Raw genomic sequence first — 24766 nt, 5'->3', positions numbered from 1 at the left:
TTCCTTCTGCGGGAATGCCCCGCGAAAATTCATTCAGAGAGGAGAGGCGGTCGGACCGCCCTCCCCCGCCAGGCGGGAGAGGGCTTTGTTTCCGATCAGCTGTTCTCCAGCTCCACGTTCAGGCCCAGCGAGCGCATTTCCTTGATGAGCACGTTGAAGCTCTCGGGAATGCCGGCTTCGAAGCTGTCGTCGCCGCGGACGATCGCCTCGTAGACCTTGGTGCGGCCGGCCACGTCGTCGGACTTCACCGTCAGCATTTCCTGCAGGGTGTAGGCGGCGCCATAGGCTTCCAGAGCCCAGACCTCCATTTCCCCGAAGCGCTGACCGCCGAACTGCGCCTTACCGCCCAGCGGCTGCTGGGTGACGAGCGAGTACGGGCCGATGGAGCGGGCGTGGATCTTGTCGTCGACCAGGTGGTGCAGCTTCAGCATGTACACATAGCCGACCGTGACCGGACGCTTGAACTGCTCGCCCGTCTGACCGTCGAACAGGATGGACTGGCCCGAACGGTCCAGGCCGGCCGTTTCCAGCAGGTCCTCGATGTCCGAGATGTGCGCGCCGTCGAAGACCGGGGTCGCGAAGGGCACGCCCTTGGCCAGGTTCTGCGCCAGCTCGATCAGGTCCTCGTCCGATTCCGGCAGAGGCGTGTCGGCGCCGTAGATCTCGGTCAGACGCGTGACCAGGGCCTCGCGCAGACCGCCGTCCATCCAGTTGTCGAGCAGGCCCTTGATCTGCTTGCCGAGGCCCGCAGCAGCCCAACCCAGGTGGGTTTCGAAGATCTGACCGATGTTCATGCGCGAAGGCACGCCCAGCGGGTTCAGAACGATGTCGACGTGGGTGCCGTCGTCCAGGTGCGGCATGTCCTCGATCGGCAGGATCTTGGAGATGACGCCCTTGTTGCCGTGACGGCCGGCCATCTTGTCGCCCGGCTGAAGCTTGCGCTTCACGGCCACGAAGACCTTGACCATCTTCATGACGCCCGGCGGCAGTTCGTCGCCGCGCTGCAGCTTCTCGACCTTGTCTTCGAAGCGACGGTCGAGGGCCTTACGGGCGTCCTCGAACTGCTTCTTCATGGCCTCGAGCTCGCCCATCGCCTTCTCGTCGTCGAGGGCGACCTGCCACCACAGGCCCTTGGACACTTCGGCCAGCTTCTCTTCGGTCACTTCGCCGCGGCCCATGCCCTTCGGGCCCGAGACGGCGTCCTTGCCGAGCAGCAGCGGCTTCAGGCGGCCATAGACGTTGCGCTCAAGGATCTTGAGCTCATCGTCGCGGTCCTTGCCGAGGCGTTCGATTTCAGCGCGTTCGATGGCGACAGCGCGTTCATCCTTGTCGACGCCGTGACGGTTGAAGACGCGCACGTCGACGACCGTACCGGCGACGCCGGGCGGCAGACGCAGCGAGGTGTCGCGGACGTCCGAAGCCTTCTCGCCGAAGATGGCGCGCAGCAGCTTCTCTTCCGGCGTCATCGGGCTTTCGCCCTTCGGCGTGACCTTGCCGCACAGGATGTCGCCCGGCTGGACTTCGGCGCCGATGGCCACGATGCCCGCTTCATCGAGGTTGCGCAGGGCCTCCTCGCCGACGTTGGGGATATCGCGGGTGATTTCTTCCGGCCCGAGCTTCGTATCACGCGCCATCACTTCGAATTCCTCGAGGTGGATGGAGGTGAAGATGTCGTCGCGCACGATGCGCTCGGAGATCAGGATGGAGTCTTCGAAGTTGTAGCCGTTCCAGGGCATGTAGGCGACCAGGACGTTACGGCCCAGAGCCAGTTCGCCCAGGTCCGTCGACGGACCGTCGGCGATCACGTCGCCGGCCTTCACTTCATCGCCCACGCGCACGATCGGGCGCTGGTTGATGCAGGTCGACTGGTTGGAACGCTGGAACTTCGACAGGCGGTAGATATCGACGCCCGAACGACCGGCGTCCACGTCGCCCGTGGCGCGCAGAACGATACGGGTGCCGTCGATCTGCTCGACCACGCCGTCACGACGGGCGATCACGACAGCGCCGGAGTCCACGGCCACGACCGCTTCCATGCCTGTGCCGACCAGCGGCGCGTCGGACTGCACCAGCGGCACGGCCTGACGTTGCATGTTGGCGCCCATCAGTGCGCGGTTGGCGTCGTCGTTTTCCAGGAACGGGATCAGAGCCGCGGCGACCGAGACGACCTGCTTCGGCGACACGTCCATCATGTCGACGTCGGCCTTGGTCAGCAGTTGGGATTCACCGTTGATCCGGCCGGGGACCAGGTCCTCGACGATCTCGCCCGCCTTCAGCTCGATGTTGGACTGGGCGATAACGTGCTTCGCCTCTTCCATGGCCGAGATGTAGACCACCTCGTCTGTGGCCTTGCCGTCCTTCACGCGACGGTAGGGGCTCTCGATGAAGCCGTACTTGTTGACGCGGGCGTGGGTGGCCAGCGAGTTGATCAGACCGATGTTCGGGCCTTCCGGCGTTTCGATCGGGCAGATGCGGCCGTAGTGCGTCGGGTGAACGTCGCGGACTTCAAAGCCGGCGCGCTCACGGGTCAGACCGCCCGGGCCAAGCGCCGAAAGGCGACGCTTGTGGGTGATTTCCGACAGCGGGTTGGTTTGGTCCATGAACTGCGACAGCTGCGACGAGCCGAAGAATTCACGCACAGCGGCGGCAGCCGGTTTGGCGTTGATCAGGTCGTGCGGCATGACCGTGTCGATATCGACCGAGGACATGCGCTCCTTGATGGCGCGTTCCATACGCAGCAGACCGACGCGGTACTGGTTTTCCAGCAGTTCGCCGACCGAACGCACGCGACGGTTGCCCAGGTTGTCGATGTCGTCGATCTCGCCGCGGCCGTCCTTCAGGCCGACCAGGATCTGCAGCACCTTCAGCACGTCGTCCTTTTGCAGGACGCGGATTTCGTCCGAAACCTCGGGGGTTTCCAGACGCATGTTCATCTTCACGCGACCGACGGCCGACAGGTCGTAACGCTCGCTGTCGAAGAACAGCGAGTTGAACATGGCTTCGGCGGCTTCCGGGGTCGGCGGCTCGCCCGGACGCATGACGCGATAGATGTCGAACAGGGCGTCTTCGCGACCCGTGTTCTTGTCGATGCGCAGGGTGTTGCGCATGTAGGCGCCGACCGTGACGTGGTCGATGTCCAGCACGTCGATGGTGGTGAAGCCGTGCTCTTCCAGCAGAGCGATAGCTTCGGCGTCCAGCTCGTCGCCGGCCTCGGCGTAGATCTCGCCGGTTTCGTAGTTGACGGCGTCGGCGGCCAGATACTTGGTCAGCAGGGCGTCAGCGGCCAGCGACAGCGACACCAGGCCGCCGTCAGCCAGCTTCTTGGCGGCGCGGGCGCTGATCTTCTGACCGGCCTGGGCGACCACTTCGCCGGTGTCGGCGTCGACCAGGTCGAACTCCGGCTTCACGCCGCGCCAGCGTTCCGGCTTGTAAGGCGTGACCCAGCCTTCGCCGCGCTTCTCGTAGGGCACGGTCTCGTAGAAGGTCTTGAGGATTTCCTCGCCGTCCATGCCCAGGGCCATCAGGAAGCTGGAGGCCGGCAGTTTACGACGACGGTCGATACGGACATAGACGATGTCCTTGGCGTCGAACTCGAAGTCCAGCCACGAACCGCGATAGGGAATGACGCGGGCGGCGAACAGCAGCTTGCCCGAGCTGTGGGTCTTGCCCTTGTCGTGGTCGAAGAAGACGCCCGGCGAACGGTGCATCTGCGAGACGATCACGCGCTCGGTGCCGTTGACGATGAAGGTGCCCTTGTCCGTCATGAGCGGGATATCGCCCATGTAGACGTCCTGCTCCTTGATGTCCTTGACCGAACGGGCGCCCGTTTCTTCCTCGGTCTCAAAGACGATCAGGCGCAGCTTGACCTTCAGCGGAGCCGCGAAGGTCATGTCGCGCTGGATGCACTCCTCGACGTCGTACTTGGGGTCCTCGAACTCGTAGGAGACGTACTCCAGGACGGCGCGCTCGTTGAAATCCTTGATCGGGAAGACCGACTTGAAGACCGCCTCGATGCCCTGGTCCTTGCGCAGGCCGCTGCGCACTTCGCGCTGCAGGAACTGCTCGTAGGAAGCGCGCTGAACCTCGATGAGGTTCGGCATCTTCACCGCTTCGGGGATACGCCCGAACGAGTGACGAATGCGCTTCTTTCCGGTGAACGAGGTGGCGGAGGCGATCTTACCCAGGGCGAGACCGTCAGTGGAGTTTGCCATTCTGTTTTCCCAATCGCGAGCCCACCCCACAAAGGAATGAAGACCCGACGTCAATGCAGCAGCCACGGCGCGCCGACCGGCGATCCGTGACCGAAAGTTCTCGTGGCGCCCACCCTCGATCCGCTACGGGATCAGGGCGCCTGATATGCCCGCTCCTTGGGAAAGGAGCGACGCCTGCGCACCGGTCGGAGGGCGACAAACCGGGCCTCGGCGCTTTCGCGCGGGATTCATGGAATCTGCGGGAGGCGCATATATACGCTGATCTCCGGCGAAATAAAGGCCCCTACGCAGACAGGTGACAGTTTCGATCGGCGTGATAAGCCTAGCGGTATGAACCGCATCACCCTGCCCGCGCTCGCCGCGACCGCCCTCGCCCTGACCCTGTCGGCCTGCGCCACGGCGCCCGCCACGATCGCCCAGGTCGTCCCGCAAGGACCCGCCACCCAGGAGAACTGGGAGGTGGGCCAGGCCGCCTACCTGATGTGGAACGGCCAGCAGCGCGGCTGGACCACCACGACCTCCGGCCTGCAGTATCGCCGCGTGGGCAAGGCCAGGCCCAATGGCGTCCAGCCGACCGCGACCGACACGGTCAAGGTCCACTATCGCGGGACCTTCATCGACGGGCGCGAGTTCGACAGCTCCTATTCGCGCAACGAGCCGGCCAGCTTCCCGCTGAACCGCGTCATCAAGGGCTGGACCGAGGGCGTCGCCCTGATGCGCACCGGCGAAACCTATGAGTTCGTCATCCCCGCCGACCTGGCCTATGGCTCGCGCTGGATGGGAACCGAGATCCCCGCCAACTCCGTGCTGCGCTTCACCGTCGAACTGCTGGAAGTGAACCCGGCGGACTAACTCAGGTCCATGCCGGGCCGCCATCCGCTTTCGGCCACGAAGGCCTTGACGTCCGTGAGCTGCAATATCCGCCGCAGCGCCTCGTCCTTGTCCGGGGCGTTGCGGTAGTAGGCCTTGGCGATCCGGTAACCGACCCAGTAGCCGAGATCGCCCGGCTTCTCAGGGGTTGAATTATAGACCCAGGCCGACAGGTCGGTCTTGTCCTGGTCGGCGACGAAGGCGGTCTCGATCTCGAGTTCGCGTCCCCGGGTCTGCGGCGCGAGATAGGCATAGGCCGGCGCGCCGATCATCAGCTCGGTCACGAACTCCGCGACGCCTTCGGCCAGCGACACTTCCAGCACCGTGTACTGCTCCTTTTCCGTGAGCTCCGGCGCCTGCTGGGTGTGAACATACTCGTGGATCAGGACCCCCACGAACCGGTCCTCGATATCGGGATTGATGAAGTCGGTGGCGCAGAGCGCTTCCAGCCCCACCTGGATGCCGTCCACCGGACTGCCGACCGCGACCGGGCGGCCGCGACCGATCACGAAGGTCGCCGAGGGAAACCGCGCCTCGGGATACTGGTCAATGAAACGAGCCAGCCCCTCCGCGACCCGCGCACGGGCGCGCGGCAGGTGATCGGCGCAGGCCCGCGCCTCGACATAGATTTCAGGCCGGGCGGCCATGGCGTCCGCCATCCTCGCCCCCGTCACCCGACGCACCTTCGCCAGGTGCGTCAGACCGGAGGAGCCCTCATCCAGATAGGCCTGAAGCTGCTCTGCGGTCGGCCGCCCGGCGGTGCTGTCGTAAAGCGCATAGAAGCGCTCAATGTCGCCGGTCTCGATCACGGGTTCGTGGAGAGGGCGATTAGGCGCCTCCATCTGGGCTGCGCGCGTCGGCGACGACGCCGCCATCACCAGAGCCGCGACGGCGCTCGCCAAAATCCACTTCCCGTCCATGTGATCCGCCTCGCCTTGTGATGCCATCGTCAGGCTAGTACGCAACCGTAGCCGATGAAATCCGCTCCCTCTCTGGCGGGCCGAACATGACGGCGAATTCATCCGCCCACGTCGGGCTTGACCATAGTCTCGACGCGCAGTGATCTGCGGCGTCCACGCCGCCTTGCCGGAAAGTTCCTCAGATGATGCGTCCCGCCGCCCGCCTGCTTGTCACCGCCTGCGCCTCCGCCCTGCTGTTCAGCGCCGGCGCCGCCCTGGCCCAGGTCGGGACGCCCGCCCTGCCCGTGGCCCTGGCGCCGATCCCGGCCGCCAAGGACGAAGCCTATCCAGGCGTCATCAGCCTGGACGTGGACGCCACCGACATCGACCGTCGCCTGATCCAGGTGCGCCAGACTATTCCCGTGACCCAGGCCGGGCCGATGGTCCTGCTCTATCCGCAATGGCTGCCGGGCAACCACAGCCCCGCCGGTCCCGTCGCCAACGTCGGCGGCCTGACCTTCACCGCCAATGGCCAGCGGCTGGAATGGGTGCGCAATACGGTCCAGCCCTGGGCCTATCAGATCGAGGTCCCCGCCGGCGTCAGTCAGATCGAGGTCGCCTTCCAGTGGCTGACCCCGATCGAGGGCAATCAGGGCCGCGTCGTCGTCACCCCCGAGATGCTGAACATCCAGTGGGAGAAGGCCCTGCTCTATCCGGCGGGCTATTATTCGCGCCAGATCACCTTCAAGCCGACGCTGAAACTGCCCGCAGGCTGGAACTACGGCGCCGGTCTCGACACCGTCAGCTTCGAGAACGGCCTGGCGACCTTCGCCCCCATCACCCTCGACCATCTGGCCGACAGCCCCGTCTTCGCCGGTCAGCATTATCGCCAGATCGATCTCGATCCCGGCGGCCGCTCGCCCGTACGCCTCAACGTCGTGGCCGACACCGCCAGGATGCTGGAAGCCACCGACGAGCATATCCAGCTGCACCGCAACCTGGTCCAGCAAGCCGACCGCCTGTTCGGCGCCCGTCACTTCAACCACTACGACTTCCTGGTCGCCGTGACGGACAAGCTGGGCGGCATCGGTCTGGAGCACCAACGCTCGTCCGAGAACAGCGTCGATCCCAAGTATTTCACCGACCGCGAAGGCACCCTGGCCGACCGCGACCTGCTGGGTCACGAATACACCCACAGTTGGAACGGCAAGTGGCGCCGCCCCGCCGACCAGATGACGCCCAATCTCAACGAGCCGCTGCAGAACTCCCTGCTCTGGGTCTATGAGGGCCAGACGCAGTACTGGGGTCTGGTCCTGACCGCCCGCGCCGGCCTGATGAGCAAGCAACAGGCGCTGGACGTCCTGGCCATGACCGCCGCCAGCTTCCAGAACATCCCCGGCCGCCAGTGGCGCGCCATGCAGGACACGACCAACGATCCCATCATCAGCCAGCGCCGGCCCCAGCCCTGGGGCTCCTATCAGCGCAGCGAGGACTACTATCGCGAGGGCTCGCTGATCTGGCTGGACGCCGACACCCTGATCCGCGAGCAGACGGGCGGCAAGAAGTCGCTGGACGACTTCGCCAAGGCCTTCTTCGGCGTCGAGGACGGCGACTGGAACCCGGCCCCCTACACCTTCGACACCGTCACCTCGACGCTGAACGGGGTGCAGGCGAACAACTGGCCCGCCTTCCTGCGCGAGCGTCTTGACGCGGTCGGCCCCAACTCGCGCGGTCCGCTGGACGGCATCGAGCGCGGCGGCTACCGCCTGGTCTTCAAGGAGGAGCCGTCCGGCTACATGGGCGCCCTGTATAAAGAGCTGGGCCGCAACGACTTCACCTATTCGCTCGGCTTCATGATGAACGGGTCGAACAAGATCACCTCGGTCCTGTGGGGCGGCCCGGCCTTCGAGCAGGGCCTGACCGCGGGCTGGGAAGTGGTCGCCGTCGGCGGCCGCGCCGCCTCGCCCGACGCGCTCAAGGAAGCCGTCACCGCCGCCAAGGGCGCGTCCGAGCCGATCGAGTTAATCCTCAAGAACGGCGACGTCTTCAAGACCGTCCGCTTCGACTACCACGACGGCCTGCGCTACCCGCACCTGGAGCGGATCGAGGGAACGCCGGACCGGCTGGGCGACATCCTGTCGCCTCGCCGTCGCTGACGACGCCTGCCAAGCCTTACGCCTGATTACCTCTGAGTTCTGGATACCCGATGACCCGACGCCTGCCCGCCGCCGCCCTCGCCCTGTTGCTGACCTCGGTCGCCTCGACCGCCCTGGCTCACGCCCCGCAGGCCTGGACCGGCCCGCAGGCGCCGGCCGCGCCGACGCCCCAGAACACGCCGCTGGGTCTGCCGCGCGCCCTGCCGCCCATCCCGGCCCCGACGGCCGAAACCTATCCCGGCGTCATCAAATATGAGGTCGACGCCACCGACGTGGAGCGCAAGATCGTCCGCGTCCGCCAGACCATCCCGGTCACGGCCGGGCCTCTGGTCCTGCTCTATCCCAAGTTCCTGCCGGGCAACCACGCCGCCACCGGCCCGATCCAGCTGATCTCGGGCGTGACCGTGACGGGCGGCGGCGCCCGCATCGACTGGCTGCGCGACACCATCGACCCCAACGCCTTCCACATCGACGTGCCGCAGGGCGTCAGCGAGATCGTGGTCGAGTTCCAGTGGCTGACCCAGCCCGACAACGCGACCTGGCGCGTCGTCATGACCCCGGAAATGGTCAACCTGCAGTGGGAGAAGGCCCTGCTCTATCCGGCCGGCTACCGCTCGACCGGCATCACCTTCGCCCCGTCGATCCGCCTGCCCGAGGGCTGGAAATACGGCGTGGCCCTGGATACCGAGCGCTATGAGAACGGCGTGGCGACCTTCCGGCCCACCGACCTCTACACCCTGATCGACAGCCCCCTGTTCGGCGGCGCCCACTTCCAGCGCATCGAGATCGACCCCAGGGGCGAGGCCGTTCACCTGAACATCGTCGCCGATGAAGCCAAGAACATCGCCCCGACTCCGGAACAGATCGCCTGGTTCGAGAACCTGGTGACCCAAACCGACCGCCTGTTCGGCGCCCGCCCCTATGACCGCTACGACTTCCTGGTCGCCGCCACGTCCAGGATGGGCGGCATCGGGCTGGAGCATCACCGCTCGTCCGAGAACTCGGTCCCCACCGACTTCTTCACCAACTGGGGCAAGAACATGGGGGCGGTCGGCCTGCTCCCGCACGAGTTCGTCCACGCCTGGAACGGCAAGCGCCAGCGCCCCGCCGACGAGCTGACCGCCAACCACAACATCCCGACCCAGAACACCCTGCTGTGGGTCTATGAGGGCCAGACGGAATACTGGGGCGACGTGCTGACCGCCCGCTCGGGCCTGGCGTCCAAGGACGACATCCTGGTCACCATGGCCGAGAACGCCGCCTTCTATGACAACCAGCCGGGCCGTGAATGGCGACCGCTGCAGGACGTCAACAACCACAACCTGCTCGGCTACCGCACCAGCAATCCCTATGCGTCGTGGATGCGCGGGACCGGCGACTACTACCGCGAAAGCCTGCTGATCTGGCTGGACGCCGACACACTGATCCGCGAGGCCACGGGCGACAGGAAGTCGCTGGACGACTTCGCCAAGGGCTTCTTCGGCGGCGACGACGGTTCGTATGCGCCGCGCGGCTATACCTTTGACGACGTGGTCGCGGCCCTGAACGCCGTCCATCCGCACGACTGGGCCGGCTTCCTGCGCACCCGCCTGGACGCCAGCGGCCCGGACGCCAAGGCGCCGCTGGACGGTCTGGCGCGCGGCGGCTACCGCCTGACCTACACCGACAGCCTGACCGCCGGCGAAAAACGCATCCAGTCGGGTTGGGACAGGGACTTCCAGTATTCCCTCGGCTTCACCCTGTCCTCGTCGAACAAGCTGACCGGCATCCGCTGGGGCGGCCGCGCCTTCGAGGCCGACATCGGTCCGGGCTGGGAACTGGTCGCCGTCAACGACCGCGCCGCCTCGGCCGAGGTCCTGCGCGACGCCGTCACCGCCGCCAAGGGCACGGACAAGCCGATCAGCCTGCTGCTCAAGAACGGCGACCGCTACCGCACCGTGGCCTTCGACTACCACGACGGCCTGCGCTACCCGCGTCTGGAGCGCATCCCCGGCACGCCCGACCGGATCGGCGACATCCTCAGTCCGCGCCGTCGCTAAGGCGCGATGAACAAAGAAGCGGCCCGGGAGCGATCCCGGGCCGTTTTTGCATCTAGGCCTTCAGCAACTTCAGCAGCGCATCCGCCGTCTCGCGCGATGAGGCCGGGTTCTGCCCCGTCACCAACGCCCCGTCCGTCAGGACATAGGAGGCCCAGTCCGCGCCCTTGCTGTAGCGCCCGCCGTTCGCCGTCAGCATGTCCTCGACCAGGAAGGGCACGACCTCGGTCAGGCCCACGGCGGCTTCCTCGCTGTTGGTGAAACCCGTCACCGCCCGCCCCTTCACCAAGGGCTGACCATCCGCCCCCTTCACGTCCTTCAGCACGCCCGGCGCATGACAGACGAAGCCGGTCGGCTTGCCCGCAGCGGCGAAGGCTTCGATCAGACCGATAGAGACGGGGTCATTGGCCAGGTCCCACAGCGGTCCGTGACCGCCGGGATAGAAGACCGCGTCGAAATCCTCGCCCCTGACGTCGGCCAGCCGTTGCGTGCTCGCCAGTGCAGCCTGCGCCTCGGCGTCCGCCTTGAAGCGGCGGGTGTCTCCGCTCTGGGCGTCCTCGGCGTCGCTCTTGGGGTCCAGCGGCGGTTGCCCGCCTTTTGGCGAGGCGATGACGATCTCGGCCCCCGCATCCTTCAAGGCGTAATAGGGGGCGGCGAACTCTTCCAACCAGAAGCCGGTCTTGTAACCGGTGTCGCCGAGTTGGTCATGCGAGGTCAGGACCATCAGGATCTTCATAGGGGCGTATCCTTGTGTGAGGCTGCACAGATGGTTCCGGCCCGGCCGCCTCGCCAGTCGCGTCCAAAAGAAAACGGGCCGGAGGTTTCCCTCCGACCCGTTCCTTGAAGTCTGAGCCTCGGCCCGAAGGCCGAAGCGCAAAATCCGATCTTACTTGATCTGGATCTTGGCGCCGGCTTCTTCGAGCTTCTTCTTCAGCTCTTCAGCGACTTGCTTCGAGACGTTCTCGACGACGTTCTGCGGAGCGCCTTCGACCAGGTCCTTGGCTTCCTTCAGACCCAGGTCGGTGCGGACGCCGCGGACTTCCTTGATCACGTTGATCTTCTTGTCGCCGCCGTCAACCAGGACAACGGTGAACTCGGTTTGCTCTTCGCCGGCTTCAGCGGGAGCAGCGGCGCCGGCGACAGCGGCGACGGCGACCGGAGCGGCGGCCGAGACGCCCCACTTGTCTTCCAGCAGCTTCGACAGTTCAGCGGCTTCCAGGACGGTCAGAGCCGACAGTTCTTCAACGATCTTGGCGAGATCAGCCATTTTAGTCTTCCTTCGGTAGGATGAGGTTCAGAGAGATATGCAGAGATGACGAGGCTTAGGCGGCGTCTTTGGTCGCGTACGCGTTGAAGACGCGAGCCAGTTGGCCGGCGGGTGCTTGCAGGACGCCAGCAACCTTGGTCGCCGGGGCTTGCAGCAGGCCGATCAGCTTGCCACGCAGTTGGTCCAGCGACGGCAGCTTGGACAGGGCGTCGACGCCAGCAGCGTCCAGCACCTTGTCGCCCATGAAACCGCCGACGAGCTTGAACTTGTCATTGCCCTTGGCGAATTCAGCCGCGACCTTCGCAGCGGTGACCGGATCAGCGGCGTAGGCGATGCCCACCGGACCCTTGAACAGATCGTGGTAGGCCGAGCCTTCCTCGACGCCCAGCGCCTTCAGCGCCAGACGGTTCTTCACCACCTTGAACGCGCCGCCTTCTTTACGAAGGCGACCACGCAGGTCTTCCATCTCCGCAACGGTCAGACCCAGGTTGTGGGTCACGACCACGGCGCCCGCGTCGGCGAACACGCTTTTCAGCGATTCGATCGACTCGGCTTTTTGTGCGCGGTCCATTGCGGTCTCCAGTTTTGGTATTCGCCGCCGGGCTAATTCCCGACGACGGATTGGCTTAAGCGCCATGCATCGCTGCACAGCGTTCAGGCCGGTCTTATTGTCCGAAGGAAGCAGGCCTATCCGGCCGAAAACGGCTGGATGAAAGGTCTTTGCATCCCCATCTCCCCACGGCGTCAGAAGGCTCTCTGACGATTATGACGCAGGCGGCCCCCGCGTCCCGAAGTTCTCGGACAGGATCCGCCAAGGCCGAGGCCCTGACGAGAAGCGGGCTCTATACACGGCTGGGCGAGGAAATCAACGGGGCGGCGCTTTTGCCGAGGGCGCGCCCTTGGGCGCCTGCCCCTCGCAATCGAATTCACCGCAGAACTTGGTCATCAGTTCAGTCAGGAAATCGATCTGGAACTTCTGCATCGCCTCCCCCAGCGCCCCGCCCAGTTCCATCTGCTTGCGTGCGATATCCTGACCCATCGGCCCCTCATAGAGGGCGATCAGGGCATTCAGCTCGGCCTCGGAGAAACGCGCGGCGTATTCCTGGGTGATGATGGCGATCATCGGACGCAGGTTGGTCTCGACGATTGAGGGCGTATGGCGGCGAAGCCAGCGCCGCTGGTCCTCCGGCATGGAATCGCCGGCGGCCTCCAGTTCCCCGGTGATCGCCTCCTGGGTGAACTTGTCCATGCCCCTCAGCGTCAACCGAACCAGCCGCTCGGCCAGGGCGGGACGCGGATCGTCCTGCGCCGCCCGGGTCGCGTCCGCCGACGGGCGAGACGGGACTGCATCCTGAGCATGGGCGGCCCCCGCCCACAGGGCGACCGAAACAGCGATGATCAGGTTAAGTCTGGACATGAGCCCTCCAAGGAGGAGGCATAGGTTCAGAAATCAATGTTCGGCGCAACTGCAAACAGCTACGCTTCTCCATGCGGACGGAATCGGCGGATCAAATCAGCCAGATCGGCTTCATGCACCGCTTCGGCCGCTTCAGCCTGGGACATCCAGCGCCGCTGGCGCTGCTGATCCTCGGGCCAGGCCCCCAGCTGGATCAGGACTTCCAGAGGATAGACGGCCACGACGCAAGCCTGGACGGCCCCGGTTTTCAGCCGCTTGTCGTAACGGAAATGGCCGAGGACAGCGTCCAGGGTCTCGCCCTGCACGCCCGCCTCTTCATAGGCTTCCTGAGCCGCCGCCTGGGGATCGGTCTTGCCGACCATGCGGCCGCCCTTGGGGATGACCCAGCGCCGGGTCTCGCGTGATGTGATCATCATCACCTCCACGCCCGCATCGCCGCGCCGCCAGGGCAAGGCGGCGACCTGTCGGGCTTCAGAGGTTTCCGTACGAACCGAACCAGCCATTACGTCAGGAACAGGCCGCCGACGAAGTAGAAGATCGCGCCGATGGCGGCGGCGGCGGGCATGGTGATGAACCAGGCGGTGACGATGCTGCGCGCCACGCTCCAGCGCACGGCCGAGACCCGCTTGGCCGCGCCCACGCCGACGATGGCGCCGGTGATGGTGTGGGTGGTCGAGACCGGAATGCCCATGCTGGTGGCCGCAAACAGGGTGATGGCGCCGCCCGTCTCGGCGCAGAAGCCCTGCTGGGGCGAAAGGCGCGTGATGCGCGACCCCATGGTGTGGACGATCTTCCAGCCGCCGAACAGGGTGCCCAGGGCGATGGCCGCCTGACAGGTGATGACCACCCAGAAAGGCACGTGGAACTCGCCGCCCAGCATCCCGCGCGAGTAGAGCAGGATGGCGATGATCCCCATGGTCTTCTGCGCGTCATTGCCGCCATGGCCCAGAGAATAGGCCGAGGCCGAGACGAACTGCAGCCCCCTAAAGATGCGATCCGCGAAGGCGGGATTGGCCTTGGCGAACAGCCAGGACACGATCAGCACCAGCAACAGGGCCAGCAGGAAGCCGATGGCCGGCGACATGAAGATGGCGCCCACCGTCTTCAGCACGCCCGCGATCACCACGGCGCTGGTTCCCGCCTTGGCGATGCCCGCGCCCAGCAGGCCGCCGACGAGGGCGTGCGAACTGGACGACGGAATGCCGGCGATCCAGGTGATGACGTTCCAGCTGATCGCCCCCATCAGGGCGCCGAAGATCACCTGATCCGAAATCACGTCGGGCGAGATGATCCCCCGCCCGATCGTGTCGGCCACGTGCAGACCGAAGAAGAGGAAGGCGATGAAGTTGAAGAAGGCGGCCCAGCCGACCGCATAGATCGGCGGCAGGACGCGCGTCGCGACGATGGTGGCGATCGAATTGGCTGCGTCGTGCAGGCCGTTCAGGAAATCGAACAGCAGGGCGACGCCGATCAGGAAGACCAGGATCAGGAGGGCGTGATCCATCGGGCCCTACAGGTGCTCGACCAGAACGCCGTTGATGCGGTTCGCGACGTCCTCGAACCGGTCGATGACCTTCTCGAGGTGATCATAGATCTCGCCGCCGATGATGAAGCCCAGGGTGTTGCCGCCGGTCATGTCGTGGCGGTGCAGCTCATAGAGGGCCTTCATGCCCTCGTCGTAGAGGGTGTCGCTCTGGCTCTCCAGACGGGCGATCTGTTCGGTCAGTTCGTTCAGACGGTCGTGGTTCTTGCGCATGGCCGGCAGCAGGGCCACCGCCTCGGCCGTCAAGGCGCCGCACTGGACGGCGATGTCGGCCAGTTCGCGCATCTTGGGGGCGAAGTCGCGCACCTCGTACAGGGTGACGACCTTGGCCGTCTTCTGCATCTGGTCGATGGTGTCGTCCAGCGAGTTGGTCAGGCCGCGAATGTCCGAGCGGTCAAACGGGGTGATGAAGCTGCGGCGCACGGCGAACAGGACTTCGCGCGCGACCTCGTCGGCCTCATGTTCGTGATCGACGATCTTCTGGCACCAGCCGGGCGTGGCCTCGCCGCCGTCCAGCATGCCGCGCAGGGCCTCCGCGCCCTTCACCAGGGTGGCGGCGTGGGCGTCGAACAGGCGGAAGAAATTGTCTTCCTTGGGCAGCAACGCCTGGAACCAGCTCAGCATCGATCGTCTCCGCAAATGGGCCGCGCGAGGCGACAGCGCCCCAAGACCGGATTCCGCTCCCCTTCGTCAAGTCGTCCGAACACGGAATTCGATTTCGCGAAACGATTCATGATCCGCGCGCGTCGTAGGCGGCCTGCGCCGCGGCGACTTGCGGCATGCGTGTTTCGGCCCAATCGATCACCGGCTGAAGCGCCGCGACCAGGGTCAGCCCCAGGGGCGTGATCGCATAGGTGACGGATACGGGAACCGTGGCCTCTACCGACCGGGTCGCCAGTCCGTCGCGCTCCATCTGGCGCAGGGTCTGACTAAGCATCTTCTGCGACACGCCCTCGATGCGGCGTTTCAGGGCGTTAAAGCGCATCGGCTCATCCGCCAATGTGGTCAGCAACAGCACCGTCCACTTGTCCGCGATCCGGTCCAGCAGCAAGCGCGTCGGGCAGTTGGCCGCATAGACGTCGCCGCGCCAGAGCGCCGGGACGGTTTCCGCCGGGTGACCAGATGAGATTTCAGTGCCTTCTTGCATGGCCACTTCCAATATCACACCTGGTCTCCATTGGTAACCTATGGAGCCCTCCCCATGAACATCACAGTCCTCGGCGCCAGCGGCCGCGCCGGATCGGAAATCGTCAAGGAACTGGCCCGTCGCGGCCATCAGGTGACGGGCGTGGCCCGCAATCCGGCTCGCATCCCGACCGGCGCAGGCATCACCGCCGTCAGCGGCGACGCCAACAACGCCGCCACCCTGCCCGCCCTGCTGCAGGGCGCGGACGCCGTGGTCAGCGCCATTATGTTCGTCGACACCAACCCCGAAACCCTGATCGGAGCGGTCAAGGCGGCGGGCGCGCCGCGCTATCTGGTTGTCGGCGGAGCCGGCAGCCTGGAGGCCGCGCCAGGTCTGAAGGTCATCGACACCCCGGACTTCCCGGAAGCCTACAAGGCCGAAGCCTCGGCGGGCGGTCGCTTCCTGGATCGCCTGCGTCAGGAAGGCGATCTGGACTGGACCTTCCTGTCCCCCTCGGCCCTCTTCGACGGCGGCGAGCGGACGGGCCGGTTCCGCCTGGGCGGCGACAGCCTGCTGGTCACGACCGACGGCCGCAGCGTCATCTCCTTCCCCGACTACGCCATCGCCATGGCCGACGAGATCGAGACGCCGAAGCACAGCCGCCAGCGCTTCACGGTCGGCTACTGAGACGCCGGCGGGCCTCAACTAGCGCGAAGCGCGATAGGCCCCAAAGGAAGGCCTCAAGTAGCGCGAAGCGCGGTAGGTCCCAAAGAAAGGCCTCAAGTAGCGCGAAGCGCGGTAGGCCCCATAGAAAAAGACCCCGGAGATCGCTCTCCGGGGTCTTCGTCATTTCAGCGCGAGGCTTGAGATCAGGCCAGCGAAGCCGGATCGACCTTGAAGCCCGGGCCCATCGTCGACGACAGGGTGATGCGCTTCACATAGGTGCCCTTGGCGCCCGACGGCTTGGCGCGGTTCAGCGCGTCCAGGTAAGCCTTGACGTTGGCTTCCAGGGCTTCCTGCGTGAAGGAGACCTTGCCGATGCCGCCGTGAGCGATACCGGCCTTCTCGACGCGGAACTCCACGGCGCCGCCCTTGGCGTCCTTGACGGCCTGGGCGACGTTCGGGGTCACGGTGCCGACCTTGGGGTTCGGCATCAGGCCGCGCGGACCCAGCACCTTACCCAGACGGCCGACCAGGGCCATCATGTCGGGCGAGGCGATGACGCGGTCGAAGTCCATCAGACCACCGTTGATCTGCTCGTACAGATCCTCGGCGCCGACGTATTCAGCGCCGGCGGCGCGGGCTTCGTCAGCCTTGGCGTCCTTGGCGAAGACGGCGACGCGGACGTCGCGGCCGGTGCCCGACGGCAGGTTGACCACGCCGCGGACCTGCTGGTCGGCGTGACGCGGGTCGACGCCCAGGTTGACGGCGATTTCCATCGACTCGTCGAACTTGGCCTTGGCGTTTTCCTTCACCAGCTTGATGGCGTCGGCGAACGGCAGGAGGTCCTGCGTGACGCCGGTACGGGCTTTATGAGCCTTGGTTTGCTTGGCCATGGATTAGCCCTCCACCACTTGGATGCCGATCGCGCGAGCCGAGCCTTCGATGATGCGCATGGCAGCGTCGATGTCGTTGGCGTTCAGGTCTTTCATCTTCGCTTCAGCGATCTCGCGGACTTGCGCCTGCGTGACCTTGCCGGCGATCTCGCGACCGACGAGCTTGGCGCCCGACTTAATGCCGGCGGCCTGCTTCAGGTAGTAGGTGGCCGGCGGGGTCTTGGTGATGAAGGTGAAGGACTTGTCCTGATAGACCGTGATGACGGTCGGCAGCGGGGTGCCCTTGGCGACCTTCTCGGTGCGCGCGTTGAACTCCTTGCAGAAGCCCATGATGTTGACGCCGCGCTGACCCAGCGCCGGGCCGATCGGGGGCGAAGGCGTGGCCGAACCGGCCGCAACTTGCAGTTTGATATAGCCGAGAATCTTCTTGGCCATTGGTCTCTCCTATGGATGACCCCGACAGAGACGAAGGGGCCGGTGAGCCGTGGTCTGGCATGGCTGCCTCCCACGGATTTGCCGCCGGGCGACTCGAGGGCCGTCCAGCGAAGGCGCGCGTGTATCAGGACCCGGCCGAGAAGGCAAATGGGGGCAGTTGCCGCCCCTCTCCTGGTGGGAAAGGGAAAAACAGAGTCCAATTCGTCTGAATCGTCTGAAATCTTCCTGCTGAGCCGCAACGCGAAGCCAAACGGTCGCAGTCTAGGCCGGTCCGCGAACCAGGCTGGAAGACGGGCCGTGGAATCTCTCAATCCCAAGCTTTCCTTAGCGTTGGCGCCCGGGATTATGCGCGAGGCGCAGGCCCAGACGTCGCCGCCGAACGCAAAACGGCGGCCCGGAGGGCCGCCGCTGCAAAGGCTAGAATGGCAGGCCGATCAGCCCGCGGTCTTCTCGACCTGATTGTATTCCAGATCCACCGGGGTCGGACGACCGAAGATCGACACGGCCACGCGCAGGCGGGCGTTCTCTTCGTCGACGCTCTCGACCTGGCCGTCGAAGCTGGCGAACGGACCGTCGGTGACCTTGACGGTCTCGCCGATGTCGAAGCGGATCGTGGGCTTCGGACGCTCGACGCCCTCTTCCACGGCGCCGATGATGTTCTGGACTTCACGTTCCGAGACCGGCAGGGGCTTGGTGCCGCCCGCGGCGCCCAGGAAGCCCGTGACCTTCGGCGTGTTCTTGACCAGGTGGTAGGCGTTGTCGGTCATCTCCATCTTCACCAGCACGTAGCCGGGGAAGAATTTGCGTTCCGAGTTCACCTTGCGGCCGCGACGGATCTCGACGACTTCCTCGGTCGGAACCAGGATTTCGGAGAAGGCGTCTTCAAGGCCTTGCTGCTTCGCCTGCTCGCGCAGTTGTTCCGCGACCTTCTTTTCGAAGTTCGAGTAGGCGTTGACGATATACCATTTGTGGCGGGGATTGGCCGCCGGCTTGGGCGCTGCATCGCTCATGTGCGCGTCTCCTTTATTGGCCGAGGCCGAGAATGAGGCGGGACGCGAAGCCCAGCCCCGTATCGACGATCCAGAAGAAGGCCGCAGCGATCAGCACCATGATGAAGACCATCACCGAGGTGATCCAGGTCTCCTTGCGGCTGGGCCAGACGATCTTGCGGGCTTCAGCGCGAACCTGGCTGAAGAACTGGGCAGGCGACGTCTTCTTCTTGGGTGCAGGCGCGTCAACGGCGACCGTGGCGGCGCCGGATGCGGCGGCTGCGGTCTGGTTTCCCACGGTGCGGCGACCGCCGGGGGTCTTCGCCTTGGCCATATGACGTCTCTTCAACCTCTGGAACCTGTCGCCTCACATGGGAACTCCCAAGCGACTGCGACAGGGGGAATGGCAGGAGCGGAGGGACTCGAACCCACGACCCTCGGTTTTGGAGACCGATGCTCTACCAGCTGAGCTACACTCCTAGTGTCCCGGACAAAGATCAATGCGCCGTGAGCAAGCTCGACGGCGCTAACCTCGCCAGAGGGGCGCATATGCCTGAGGGCCGAGGGCATTTCAAGGGGCGTTTCGCGATAACCGCCGATAGATGCGCAGCTTTGTTCAGAACAGCCGCGCCACGGCGCTGGGCTCGTAGCTGACGCCGTGCACGACACGGTCGGGATCGCCGATCGAGAAGGTCTGGGCGCGGCTGCGGCCGTCGATCACAGCCACGGCCTCGACCTGATCGGGAATCACCTTCACCACCGCCACCGAGTCGGCGCCGGGCGCCCAGGGACTGATTTCCGGCGAGCGCTTGATGATCAGATCGTTCAGGCGCTGGACCTCGTCGCCGTCTGTCACTTCCTCGGCTTGGCCGTCGATAGAGACGCCGACCGCCTCCCCTTCCCCCACCACGCCGCGTATGGCGACGCCCACGCGCGGGTCGGCCGTGATGTTGCGCAGCTTCTCGCTGTTGCGCGCCGTGACGAAATAGAGGTTCAGCCCGTCGTTGAGATAGCCCAGGGTGCTGGCCTGAGGCCGCCCGTCGGCGCGATTGGTCGCCAGGGTCATCAGCCTCTGGCCGTCCAGCAGCTTCAGGATCGCGGCCACCGCCGCGCCGTGGATGGGGATCACGCTGGATGCGGCTGTGGTCATCATCGGAACTCCTTGGCTTGAGAACCTGCGGCGAGCTTGCCGGGTTCACCTTGACACAGATCAAGGCGGCCTGGTCCCCGGCGCGTGAAATGGCCGCATGATCCAGTCCCGCCTCATGCCAGACGCGCCGCGCCTGGATGTCGTTCCCCTGACCGAGGCGGAGGCCCCGGCCGAGTTCGCCCTGGCCCGGATGTGGCGACCCGATCTGGGCGCCGATCAGTGGCGGACTTTCCTGCGCGACTGGCGCGCGGCGCCGGACAGCCGCGGCATTCTGAGCGCCCGCAGCCAGCGCGGCGGGGTGCTGGGCTTCGTCAGCTGGTGGCGACAGCCGGATCTGGAATACGGCGAGACCCTGTGGGCCGGTCCCTTCGTGGTGCGGGAAATGGGCGTGCGGCCTCTGGTGCGGCAAAGCCTGGCCGTCGAGCTGACCGCCCTGGCGCACCGATTAGGCGCCAAGCTGCGCTACGCCGAAGACGCCGCCTAGGACAGCCTGCCCACTTCGAAAGCGATCCGCGTTCAGCTAGGCTGCAGCGCAATGCTGGAGCCGACCATGACCGCCTGCAACGCCGCCCTGGCCGAAACCTCGGAAGTCCGTCTGGAGGACGTCCACCCCTGCGCGACCTGCGGGGCGCGGCCGCTGGGCGTGTGCGCCGACCTGAAGGGCCACGAGCTGCAGAGCATGGCCTGCGCCAGCGAGACAGTGTCCGCACAGCCGGGACAGGCCCTGTTCCATGAGGGCGACCCCAACCCCTTCGTCTTCAACGTCGTCGAGGGCGCGGTGAAACTGTATCGCCTGCTGCCCGACGGGCGTCGCCAGATCACCGGTTTCCTGTTCCAGGGCGACTTTCTGGGGTTGGGCGGACGCGGTCCGTCCAGCTTCACGGCCGAGGCCCTGACGCCGCTCAGCGCCTGCCGCTTCCGGCGCGGCGACTTCGATCAGTTGCTGAACGCCCTGCCCGCGCTGGAGCACCGTCTGGTGGCCATGGCGGGCGACGAGCTGATGGCGGCGCAGGAACAGATCGTCCTGCTGGGCCGCAAGACGGCGCGTGAGCGCATCGCCAGCTTCCTGACCCGTCTGTCGGCGCGGCAGGTGCAACTGGGCGGCGCCGAGGGCCGCGTCCACCTGCCCATGACCCGCCTCGACATCGCCGACTACCTGGGCCTGACCATCGAGACGGTCAGTCGGGTCTTCACCCAGTTCAAGACCTCGGGCCTGATCCAGCTGCTGCCGAACAATGAGGTGGCCCTGCCCGATCCCGAGGCGTTGAAGGCGCTGGGCGAAGGCGCCGCCTGAGCCGAAAGGATGATCGAAGGCGTCGCCTGAAAGCAAACGGGCGAAGGGGGCGCGGGCTGACGTCCCGCACCCCCGCCCCGCATCGACGCGGAAGTCCTAGAACTTCCGGCCGACGCCCACCGACACGACCCACGGATCCAGACTGACGCTGCTCTTCAGCGCGCCGCCGTTGATCCTGGCGTCCGTGTCGAACCAGATCTTCTTGGCGTCGAGGTTCAGGGTCCACGGCCCCGACAGGTTCCAGTCGGCCCCGGCCTGCAGGGCCACGCCGAAACCGTTGTCCAGATCGACCTCGAAGCCGTTCTTATCCTTACCCTCGAAGAAGGCCATGTAGCTGACGCCGGCGCCGACATAAGGGCTGATCGTCGCATTCGGCGTCGGGCGGTATTGCAGGGTCACCACCGGCGGCAGGACCCAGGTTTCGTGCACCGCCACATCGGTCGCCCCGCCTTTGGCGCGGACCTCACGCCGGGTGGCGCCCAGGATGGCCTCGACGGCCCAGTGGTCGGCGACGAAGTAGGTGAAGCCCAGGGTCGGCATCCAGTCGTCGCCCACATCGACCTTCAGGCCGCTGTCGGCGCCCGCGGCGGTGACGATGGCGTCGTCGGCCTGCGGCAGGACGCCGGTCATGCGGGCGGTGACGATCAGCGAACCCTTGCCGACGGGTTCGGGCGCGGCGTTCTGGGCCGAGGCGGCGCCCGCCAGGGTCAGAACGCTGGCGGCGGCCAGAAGGGCGGCGGCGGTCTTCATCGGTGTCAATCCCCGACAATCGCCGGATCAGAGGAGGCCCGGCTTCGATGTCGAAAGCACAGTCCCACGCCCGCCGCCGACGCGCCTTGATCCAGCGCAAGCCTCTGGAAATGCGCACAAAAAAGCCTCTCCGACCGAGGCCGGAGAGGCTGATTTCGTTGACAGAAAAGGTCAGGGCTCGGAGTGACCCTCGTCCCCTTCGTCGAACAGGCGGAACTCGTGCCAGAGGCCGTTCAGAACGCCGAAGGCCACCGCCAGGCCGAGGCCCAGGATCCAGGCGAAATACCACATGAGATGATCTCCTTTCGCGGGATCAGTAGAGGTCGGGGTTGGTCTTCAGCGCCGCCGTGCTCGAGCGGCCCCACAGCACCTTGTAGACCCAGGCGGTGTAGAACAGGACGATCGGCATGAAGACGACCGTCACGATCAGCATGATGAACAGGGTCGTGTGGCTGGACGAGGCGTTCCAGACCGTCAGGCTGGACTGGGCGTTGATCGAGCTGGGCAGGATGAAGGGGAACATCGACAGGCCGACCGTCGAGATGATCCCCACCGCCGAGGCCGAGGAGCCGCCGAAGGCCATGGCCGCCGACTTGCGCCACATGCCCAGCAGGCCGATCACGGCGCCGGCGAAGCCCAGGACCGGGGCGATGATCATCCACGGATAGCGACCGTAGTTGTCCAGCCAGGCGCCAGGCGCGGCCTCGACCGCCGTGCGCAGCGGGTTGGACACGCCGCCCGTATCGACCGCGCCGGTGATGCGGAAGCCCATGTCGCCGAAGGCCACCATGGCGCCGCCGATCGCGAACAGGACCAGGCTGGCCAGACCAGCGACGGTGCCGATGGCGCGGGCGCGTTTCAGCACCACGCCTTCCTCGCCCTTGACCGACAGCCAGGCCGCGCCGTGCAGCACCAGCATGGAGACGGACAGCAGGCCGCAGACCAGGGTGAAGGGGGTGAACAGTCCCAGCAGACTGCCTTCGTAGAAGCTGCGCAGATCGCTATCCAGACGGAAGGGCGCGCCCATCAGGACGTTGCCGACCGCCACGCCGAACACCAGGGCCGGGACGAAGCTGCCGACGAACAGGCCCCAGTCCCACATGGAGCGCCAGCGCGCCTCGGGCCGCTTGGAGCGATACTTGAACGACACGGGCCGCAGGATCAGGGCCGACAGGACCAGGAACATGGCCAGGTAGAAGCCCGAGAAGCTGACGGCGTAGACCTGCGGCCAGGCGGCGAAGATCGCGGCCCCGCCGACGATGAACCAGACCTGGTTGCCTTCCCAGGTCGCGCCGATGGTGTTGATCACCATGCGGCGTTCTTCATCCGTTTTCGCGACGAAGGGCAGCAGGGCGCCGACGCCCATGTCGAAGCCGTCCGTCAGGGCGAAGCCGATCAGCAGCACGCCCAGCAGTCCCCACCAGATCAGGCGGAGGGTGGTGTAGTCGAGGGGAAGTTCCATCTCTCTTTTCCTTCAACGACCGGGGTCAGGCGACCGCCGGCTCGCCTTCCGTGCTGGCTTCGGCTTCGCGGGCTTCCTGTTCGGCGAACGGCCCCTTCTTGATCGCGCGCAGGATCAAACCGACCTCGACCACGGCCAGGGCTCCGTAGAGCAGGGTGAAGCAGATGATCGTGGTCCACAGTTGCGGCACGCTGAGGCTCGAGGCGCCGAGGAAGGTCGGCAGGACGCCCTCCACGGCCCAGGGCTGACGACCCACCTCGGCCAGAAGCCAGCCGGACTCGATGGCGATCCACGGCAGGGGAATGGCCAGGACGGCCAGACGCAGGAACCACTTCGTTTCATGCTTGCGCAGGGTGCACAGGACGAAGGCGGTGGCGAACAGACCGATCATCAGGAAGCCGATCCCGGCCATGATGCGGAAGACCCAGAACATCAGCGGCACATTGGGCACGGTGTCCCAGGCGGCCTGCTTGATCTGCTCGGGCGTGGCCTGACGCGGATCGGCGACATAGCGTTTCAGCAGCAGGCCGTAGCCCAGGTCGTTGCGCACGCTCTCGAACTGGGCGCGGGCGGCCATGTCGGTGTGGTCGGCCTTGACCTTCTCCAGGGCGTCATAGGCGACGACGCCGCGCTCGATGCGGTCCTCGGCCACGGCGACCAGTTCAAGAATGCCGATCACCGGCTTGTCGATGCTGCGGGTCGAGATCAGGCCCAGGACGTAGGGGATCTTGACCTCGAAATGGGTGTGGCGGTCTTCCAGGCTGGGCAGGCCGAAGGCGGTCAGACCGGCGGGCGCCGGCTCGGTGCGCCACATGGCTTCCAGGGCGGCCAGCTTCATCTTCTGGTTGTCGGTCAGGGCGTAGCCGGACTCATCGCCCAGGACGACGACGGACAGCGACGACAGCAGGCCGAAGGCGGCGGCCACGGTCATCGACCGCTTGGCGAAGCCGACATGCTTGCCCTTCAGCAGATAGAAGGCCGAGATGCCCAGGACGACCACGGCGGCGCAGACATAGCCGGCCGAGACGGTGTGAACGAACTTGGCCTGGGCCACCGGGTTGAAGATCACCGCCATGAAGTCGGTGACTTCCATCCGCATGGTGTCGGGATTGAAGGCGGCGCCGACCGGGTTCTGCATCCAGCCGTTGGCGGCCAGGATCCACAGGGCCGACAGGTTGGTGCCCAGAGCGACCATGAAGGTGACGAACAGGTGGGCGTGCGGCTTCAGCTTGTCCCAGCCGAAGAACATCAGGCCGACGAAGGTCGCTTCCATGAAGAAGGCCATCAGGCCCTCGATGGCCAGCGGGGCGCCGAAGATGTCGCCGACATAGTGGGAGTAGTAGGACCAGTTCATGCCGAACTGGAATTCCATGGTCAGGCCCGTGGCCACGCCCAGAACGAAGTTGATGCCGAACAGCGTGCCCCAGAAGCGGGTGATGGTCCGCCAGATGGGCCGCCGCGTCATCACATAGATGCTCTCCATGATGACCAGCATGAAGGAGAGGCCCAGTGTGAGGGGCACGAACAGAAAGTGGTATAGCGCCGTCAGTGCGAACTGAAGGCGTGAAAGGTCTACGACCGCCAGGTCGATCATGGGCTCAGGCT

Annotated in this window: 25 protein-coding genes and 1 tRNA gene; 6 read left to right on the top strand and 20 right to left on the bottom strand. The window is 65.8% G+C overall.

The features are described 5' to 3' along the window. Window positions 1-95 precede the first annotated feature (95 nt). Window positions 96-4211 carry a DNA-directed RNA polymerase subunit beta gene (gene rpoB, locus ACZ5XO_RS05720; RefSeq protein WP_464164329.1) on the bottom strand — a complete coding sequence of 1372 codons (4116 nt, stop codon included), beginning with the start codon at window positions 4209-4211 and terminating at the stop codon, window positions 96-98. A 330-nt stretch (window positions 4212-4541) separates the two neighbouring features. Between rpoB and ACZ5XO_RS05715 the strand changes: the two genes are divergently transcribed. Then, window positions 4542-5063 carry an FKBP-type peptidyl-prolyl cis-trans isomerase gene (locus ACZ5XO_RS05715; RefSeq protein ID WP_464164328.1) on the top strand — a complete coding sequence of 174 codons (522 nt, stop codon included), beginning with the start codon at window positions 4542-4544 and terminating at the stop codon, window positions 5061-5063. Here the strand turns inward: ACZ5XO_RS05715 and ACZ5XO_RS05710 are convergent. After that, entirely contained in the window at window positions 5060-6001 is a 942-nt protein-coding gene (locus ACZ5XO_RS05710) for a DUF2268 domain-containing putative Zn-dependent protease (RefSeq protein ID WP_464164327.1), read from the bottom strand. The genes ACZ5XO_RS05715 and ACZ5XO_RS05710 overlap by 4 nt on opposite strands. Window positions 6002-6186: 185 nt before the next feature. On the opposite strand from ACZ5XO_RS05710, the gene ACZ5XO_RS05705 reads away from it, so the two are divergent. Further along, window positions 6187-8136 (top strand): M61 family metallopeptidase, encoded by a 1950-nt coding sequence (locus tag ACZ5XO_RS05705; protein WP_464164868.1) that lies wholly within the window; start codon window positions 6187-6189, stop codon window positions 8134-8136. A gap of 50 nt (window positions 8137-8186) precedes the next feature. Next, window positions 8187-10175 carry a M61 family metallopeptidase gene (locus ACZ5XO_RS05700; RefSeq protein WP_464164326.1) on the top strand — a complete coding sequence of 663 codons (1989 nt, stop codon included), beginning with the start codon at window positions 8187-8189 and terminating at the stop codon, window positions 10173-10175. Between the two features lie 52 nt (window positions 10176-10227). On the opposite strand, the gene ACZ5XO_RS05695 is transcribed toward ACZ5XO_RS05700, so the two are convergent. From ACZ5XO_RS05695 to ACZ5XO_RS05660, 8 genes are all read right to left on the bottom strand, one after another. Next, window positions 10228-10908, bottom strand: a complete 681-nt coding sequence (locus ACZ5XO_RS05695) for a type 1 glutamine amidotransferase domain-containing protein (RefSeq protein WP_464164325.1) — start codon at window positions 10906-10908, stop codon at window positions 10228-10230. Window positions 10909-11058: 150 nt separating this feature from the next. Then, the gene (gene rplL / locus ACZ5XO_RS05690) at window positions 11059-11439 is read right to left on the bottom strand and encodes a 50S ribosomal protein L7/L12 (RefSeq protein ID WP_464164324.1); all 381 of its coding nucleotides are present in this window, start codon (window positions 11437-11439) and stop codon (window positions 11059-11061) included. Window positions 11440-11494: 55 nt separating this feature from the next. Then, the gene (gene rplJ, locus ACZ5XO_RS05685) at window positions 11495-12010 is read right to left on the bottom strand and encodes a 50S ribosomal protein L10 (RefSeq protein WP_312785385.1); all 516 of its coding nucleotides are present in this window, start codon (window positions 12008-12010) and stop codon (window positions 11495-11497) included. A gap of 294 nt (window positions 12011-12304) precedes the next feature. Beyond that, a complete protein-coding gene (locus tag ACZ5XO_RS05680; RefSeq protein ID WP_464164323.1) occupies window positions 12305-12856 on the bottom strand; it encodes a DUF2059 domain-containing protein in 552 nt (183 codons plus the stop codon). A gap of 59 nt (window positions 12857-12915) precedes the next feature. Next, the gene (locus tag ACZ5XO_RS05675) at window positions 12916-13269 is read right to left on the bottom strand and encodes an NUDIX hydrolase (protein ID WP_464164322.1); all 354 of its coding nucleotides are present in this window, start codon (window positions 13267-13269) and stop codon (window positions 12916-12918) included. 89 nt (window positions 13270-13358) lie between these two features. After that, complete coding sequence (locus ACZ5XO_RS05670) at window positions 13359-14360, bottom strand: inorganic phosphate transporter (RefSeq protein WP_296175409.1); 1002 nt, start codon at window positions 14358-14360, stop codon at window positions 13359-13361. A gap of 6 nt (window positions 14361-14366) precedes the next feature. Further along, window positions 14367-15023, bottom strand: coding sequence for a DUF47 domain-containing protein (locus tag ACZ5XO_RS05665; RefSeq protein WP_464164321.1), 657 nt, complete (start codon window positions 15021-15023; stop codon window positions 14367-14369). A 106-nt stretch (window positions 15024-15129) separates the two neighbouring features. After that, complete coding sequence (locus tag ACZ5XO_RS05660) at window positions 15130-15546, bottom strand: winged helix-turn-helix transcriptional regulator (RefSeq protein WP_464164320.1); 417 nt, start codon at window positions 15544-15546, stop codon at window positions 15130-15132. Window positions 15547-15600: 54 nt separating this feature from the next. Between ACZ5XO_RS05660 and ACZ5XO_RS05655 the strand changes: the two genes are divergently transcribed. Further along, complete coding sequence (locus ACZ5XO_RS05655) at window positions 15601-16212, top strand: NAD(P)-dependent oxidoreductase (RefSeq protein WP_464164319.1); 612 nt, start codon at window positions 15601-15603, stop codon at window positions 16210-16212. Between the two features lie 182 nt (window positions 16213-16394). On the opposite strand, the gene rplA is transcribed toward ACZ5XO_RS05655, so the two are convergent. The 6 genes from rplA to ACZ5XO_RS05625 form a co-directional block, all read right to left on the bottom strand. After that, the gene (gene rplA, locus ACZ5XO_RS05650; RefSeq protein ID WP_464164318.1) at window positions 16395-17081 is read right to left on the bottom strand and encodes a 50S ribosomal protein L1; all 687 of its coding nucleotides are present in this window, start codon (window positions 17079-17081) and stop codon (window positions 16395-16397) included. 3 nt (window positions 17082-17084) lie between these two features. Next, window positions 17085-17516: a 50S ribosomal protein L11 gene (gene rplK / locus ACZ5XO_RS05645; RefSeq protein ID WP_464164317.1), complete on the bottom strand. Its 432-nt coding sequence runs from the start codon at window positions 17514-17516 to the stop codon at window positions 17085-17087. 434 nt (window positions 17517-17950) lie between these two features. Further along, window positions 17951-18526 carry a transcription termination/antitermination protein NusG gene (gene nusG, locus ACZ5XO_RS05640; RefSeq protein ID WP_464164316.1) on the bottom strand — a complete coding sequence of 192 codons (576 nt, stop codon included), beginning with the start codon at window positions 18524-18526 and terminating at the stop codon, window positions 17951-17953. A 13-nt stretch (window positions 18527-18539) separates the two neighbouring features. Then, a complete protein-coding gene (gene secE / locus ACZ5XO_RS05635) occupies window positions 18540-18839 on the bottom strand; it encodes a preprotein translocase subunit SecE (RefSeq protein WP_464164315.1) in 300 nt (99 codons plus the stop codon). Window positions 18840-18909: 70 nt separating this feature from the next. After that, a tRNA-Trp gene (locus tag ACZ5XO_RS05630) sits at window positions 18910-18985 on the bottom strand. Between the two features lie 136 nt (window positions 18986-19121). Then, window positions 19122-19655 (bottom strand): pyridoxamine 5'-phosphate oxidase family protein, encoded by a 534-nt coding sequence (locus ACZ5XO_RS05625; RefSeq protein WP_464164314.1) that lies wholly within the window; start codon window positions 19653-19655, stop codon window positions 19122-19124. 97 nt (window positions 19656-19752) lie between these two features. Here ACZ5XO_RS05625 and ACZ5XO_RS05620 point away from each other — a divergent pair, with 97 nt between their 5' ends. Both ACZ5XO_RS05620 and ACZ5XO_RS05615 read left to right on the top strand, forming a co-directional pair. Further along, window positions 19753-20139 carry a hypothetical protein gene (locus tag ACZ5XO_RS05620; RefSeq protein ID WP_464164313.1) on the top strand — a complete coding sequence of 129 codons (387 nt, stop codon included), beginning with the start codon at window positions 19753-19755 and terminating at the stop codon, window positions 20137-20139. A gap of 66 nt (window positions 20140-20205) precedes the next feature. Further along, the gene (locus ACZ5XO_RS05615; RefSeq protein WP_464164312.1) at window positions 20206-20949 is read left to right on the top strand and encodes a Crp/Fnr family transcriptional regulator; all 744 of its coding nucleotides are present in this window, start codon (window positions 20206-20208) and stop codon (window positions 20947-20949) included. Between the two features lie 96 nt (window positions 20950-21045). Here the strand turns inward: ACZ5XO_RS05615 and ACZ5XO_RS05610 are convergent, their stop codons facing one another. The 4 genes from ACZ5XO_RS05610 to ACZ5XO_RS05595 form a co-directional block, all read right to left on the bottom strand. Next, window positions 21046-21699: an OmpW/AlkL family protein gene (locus ACZ5XO_RS05610; RefSeq protein ID WP_464164311.1), complete on the bottom strand. Its 654-nt coding sequence runs from the start codon at window positions 21697-21699 to the stop codon at window positions 21046-21048. Window positions 21700-21870: 171 nt separating this feature from the next. Continuing rightward, window positions 21871-21990, bottom strand: coding sequence for a cytochrome bd-I oxidase subunit CydX (gene cydX, locus ACZ5XO_RS05605; RefSeq protein WP_024355286.1), 120 nt, complete (start codon window positions 21988-21990; stop codon window positions 21871-21873). Window positions 21991-22012: 22 nt separating this feature from the next. Next, window positions 22013-23161, bottom strand: a complete 1149-nt coding sequence (cydB, locus tag ACZ5XO_RS05600) for a cytochrome d ubiquinol oxidase subunit II (protein ID WP_464164310.1) — start codon at window positions 23159-23161, stop codon at window positions 22013-22015. Window positions 23162-23186: 25 nt separating this feature from the next. Continuing rightward, entirely contained in the window at window positions 23187-24752 is a 1566-nt protein-coding gene (locus ACZ5XO_RS05595) for a cytochrome ubiquinol oxidase subunit I (protein WP_464164867.1), read from the bottom strand. Window positions 24753-24766: the final 14 nt, after the last annotated feature.

The organism is Brevundimonas sp. T2-11 (genome assembly GCF_055397675.1).
The sequence above is the reverse complement of the archived record's forward strand: the minus strand, read 5'-3'. Positions and strand labels throughout refer to the sequence as shown.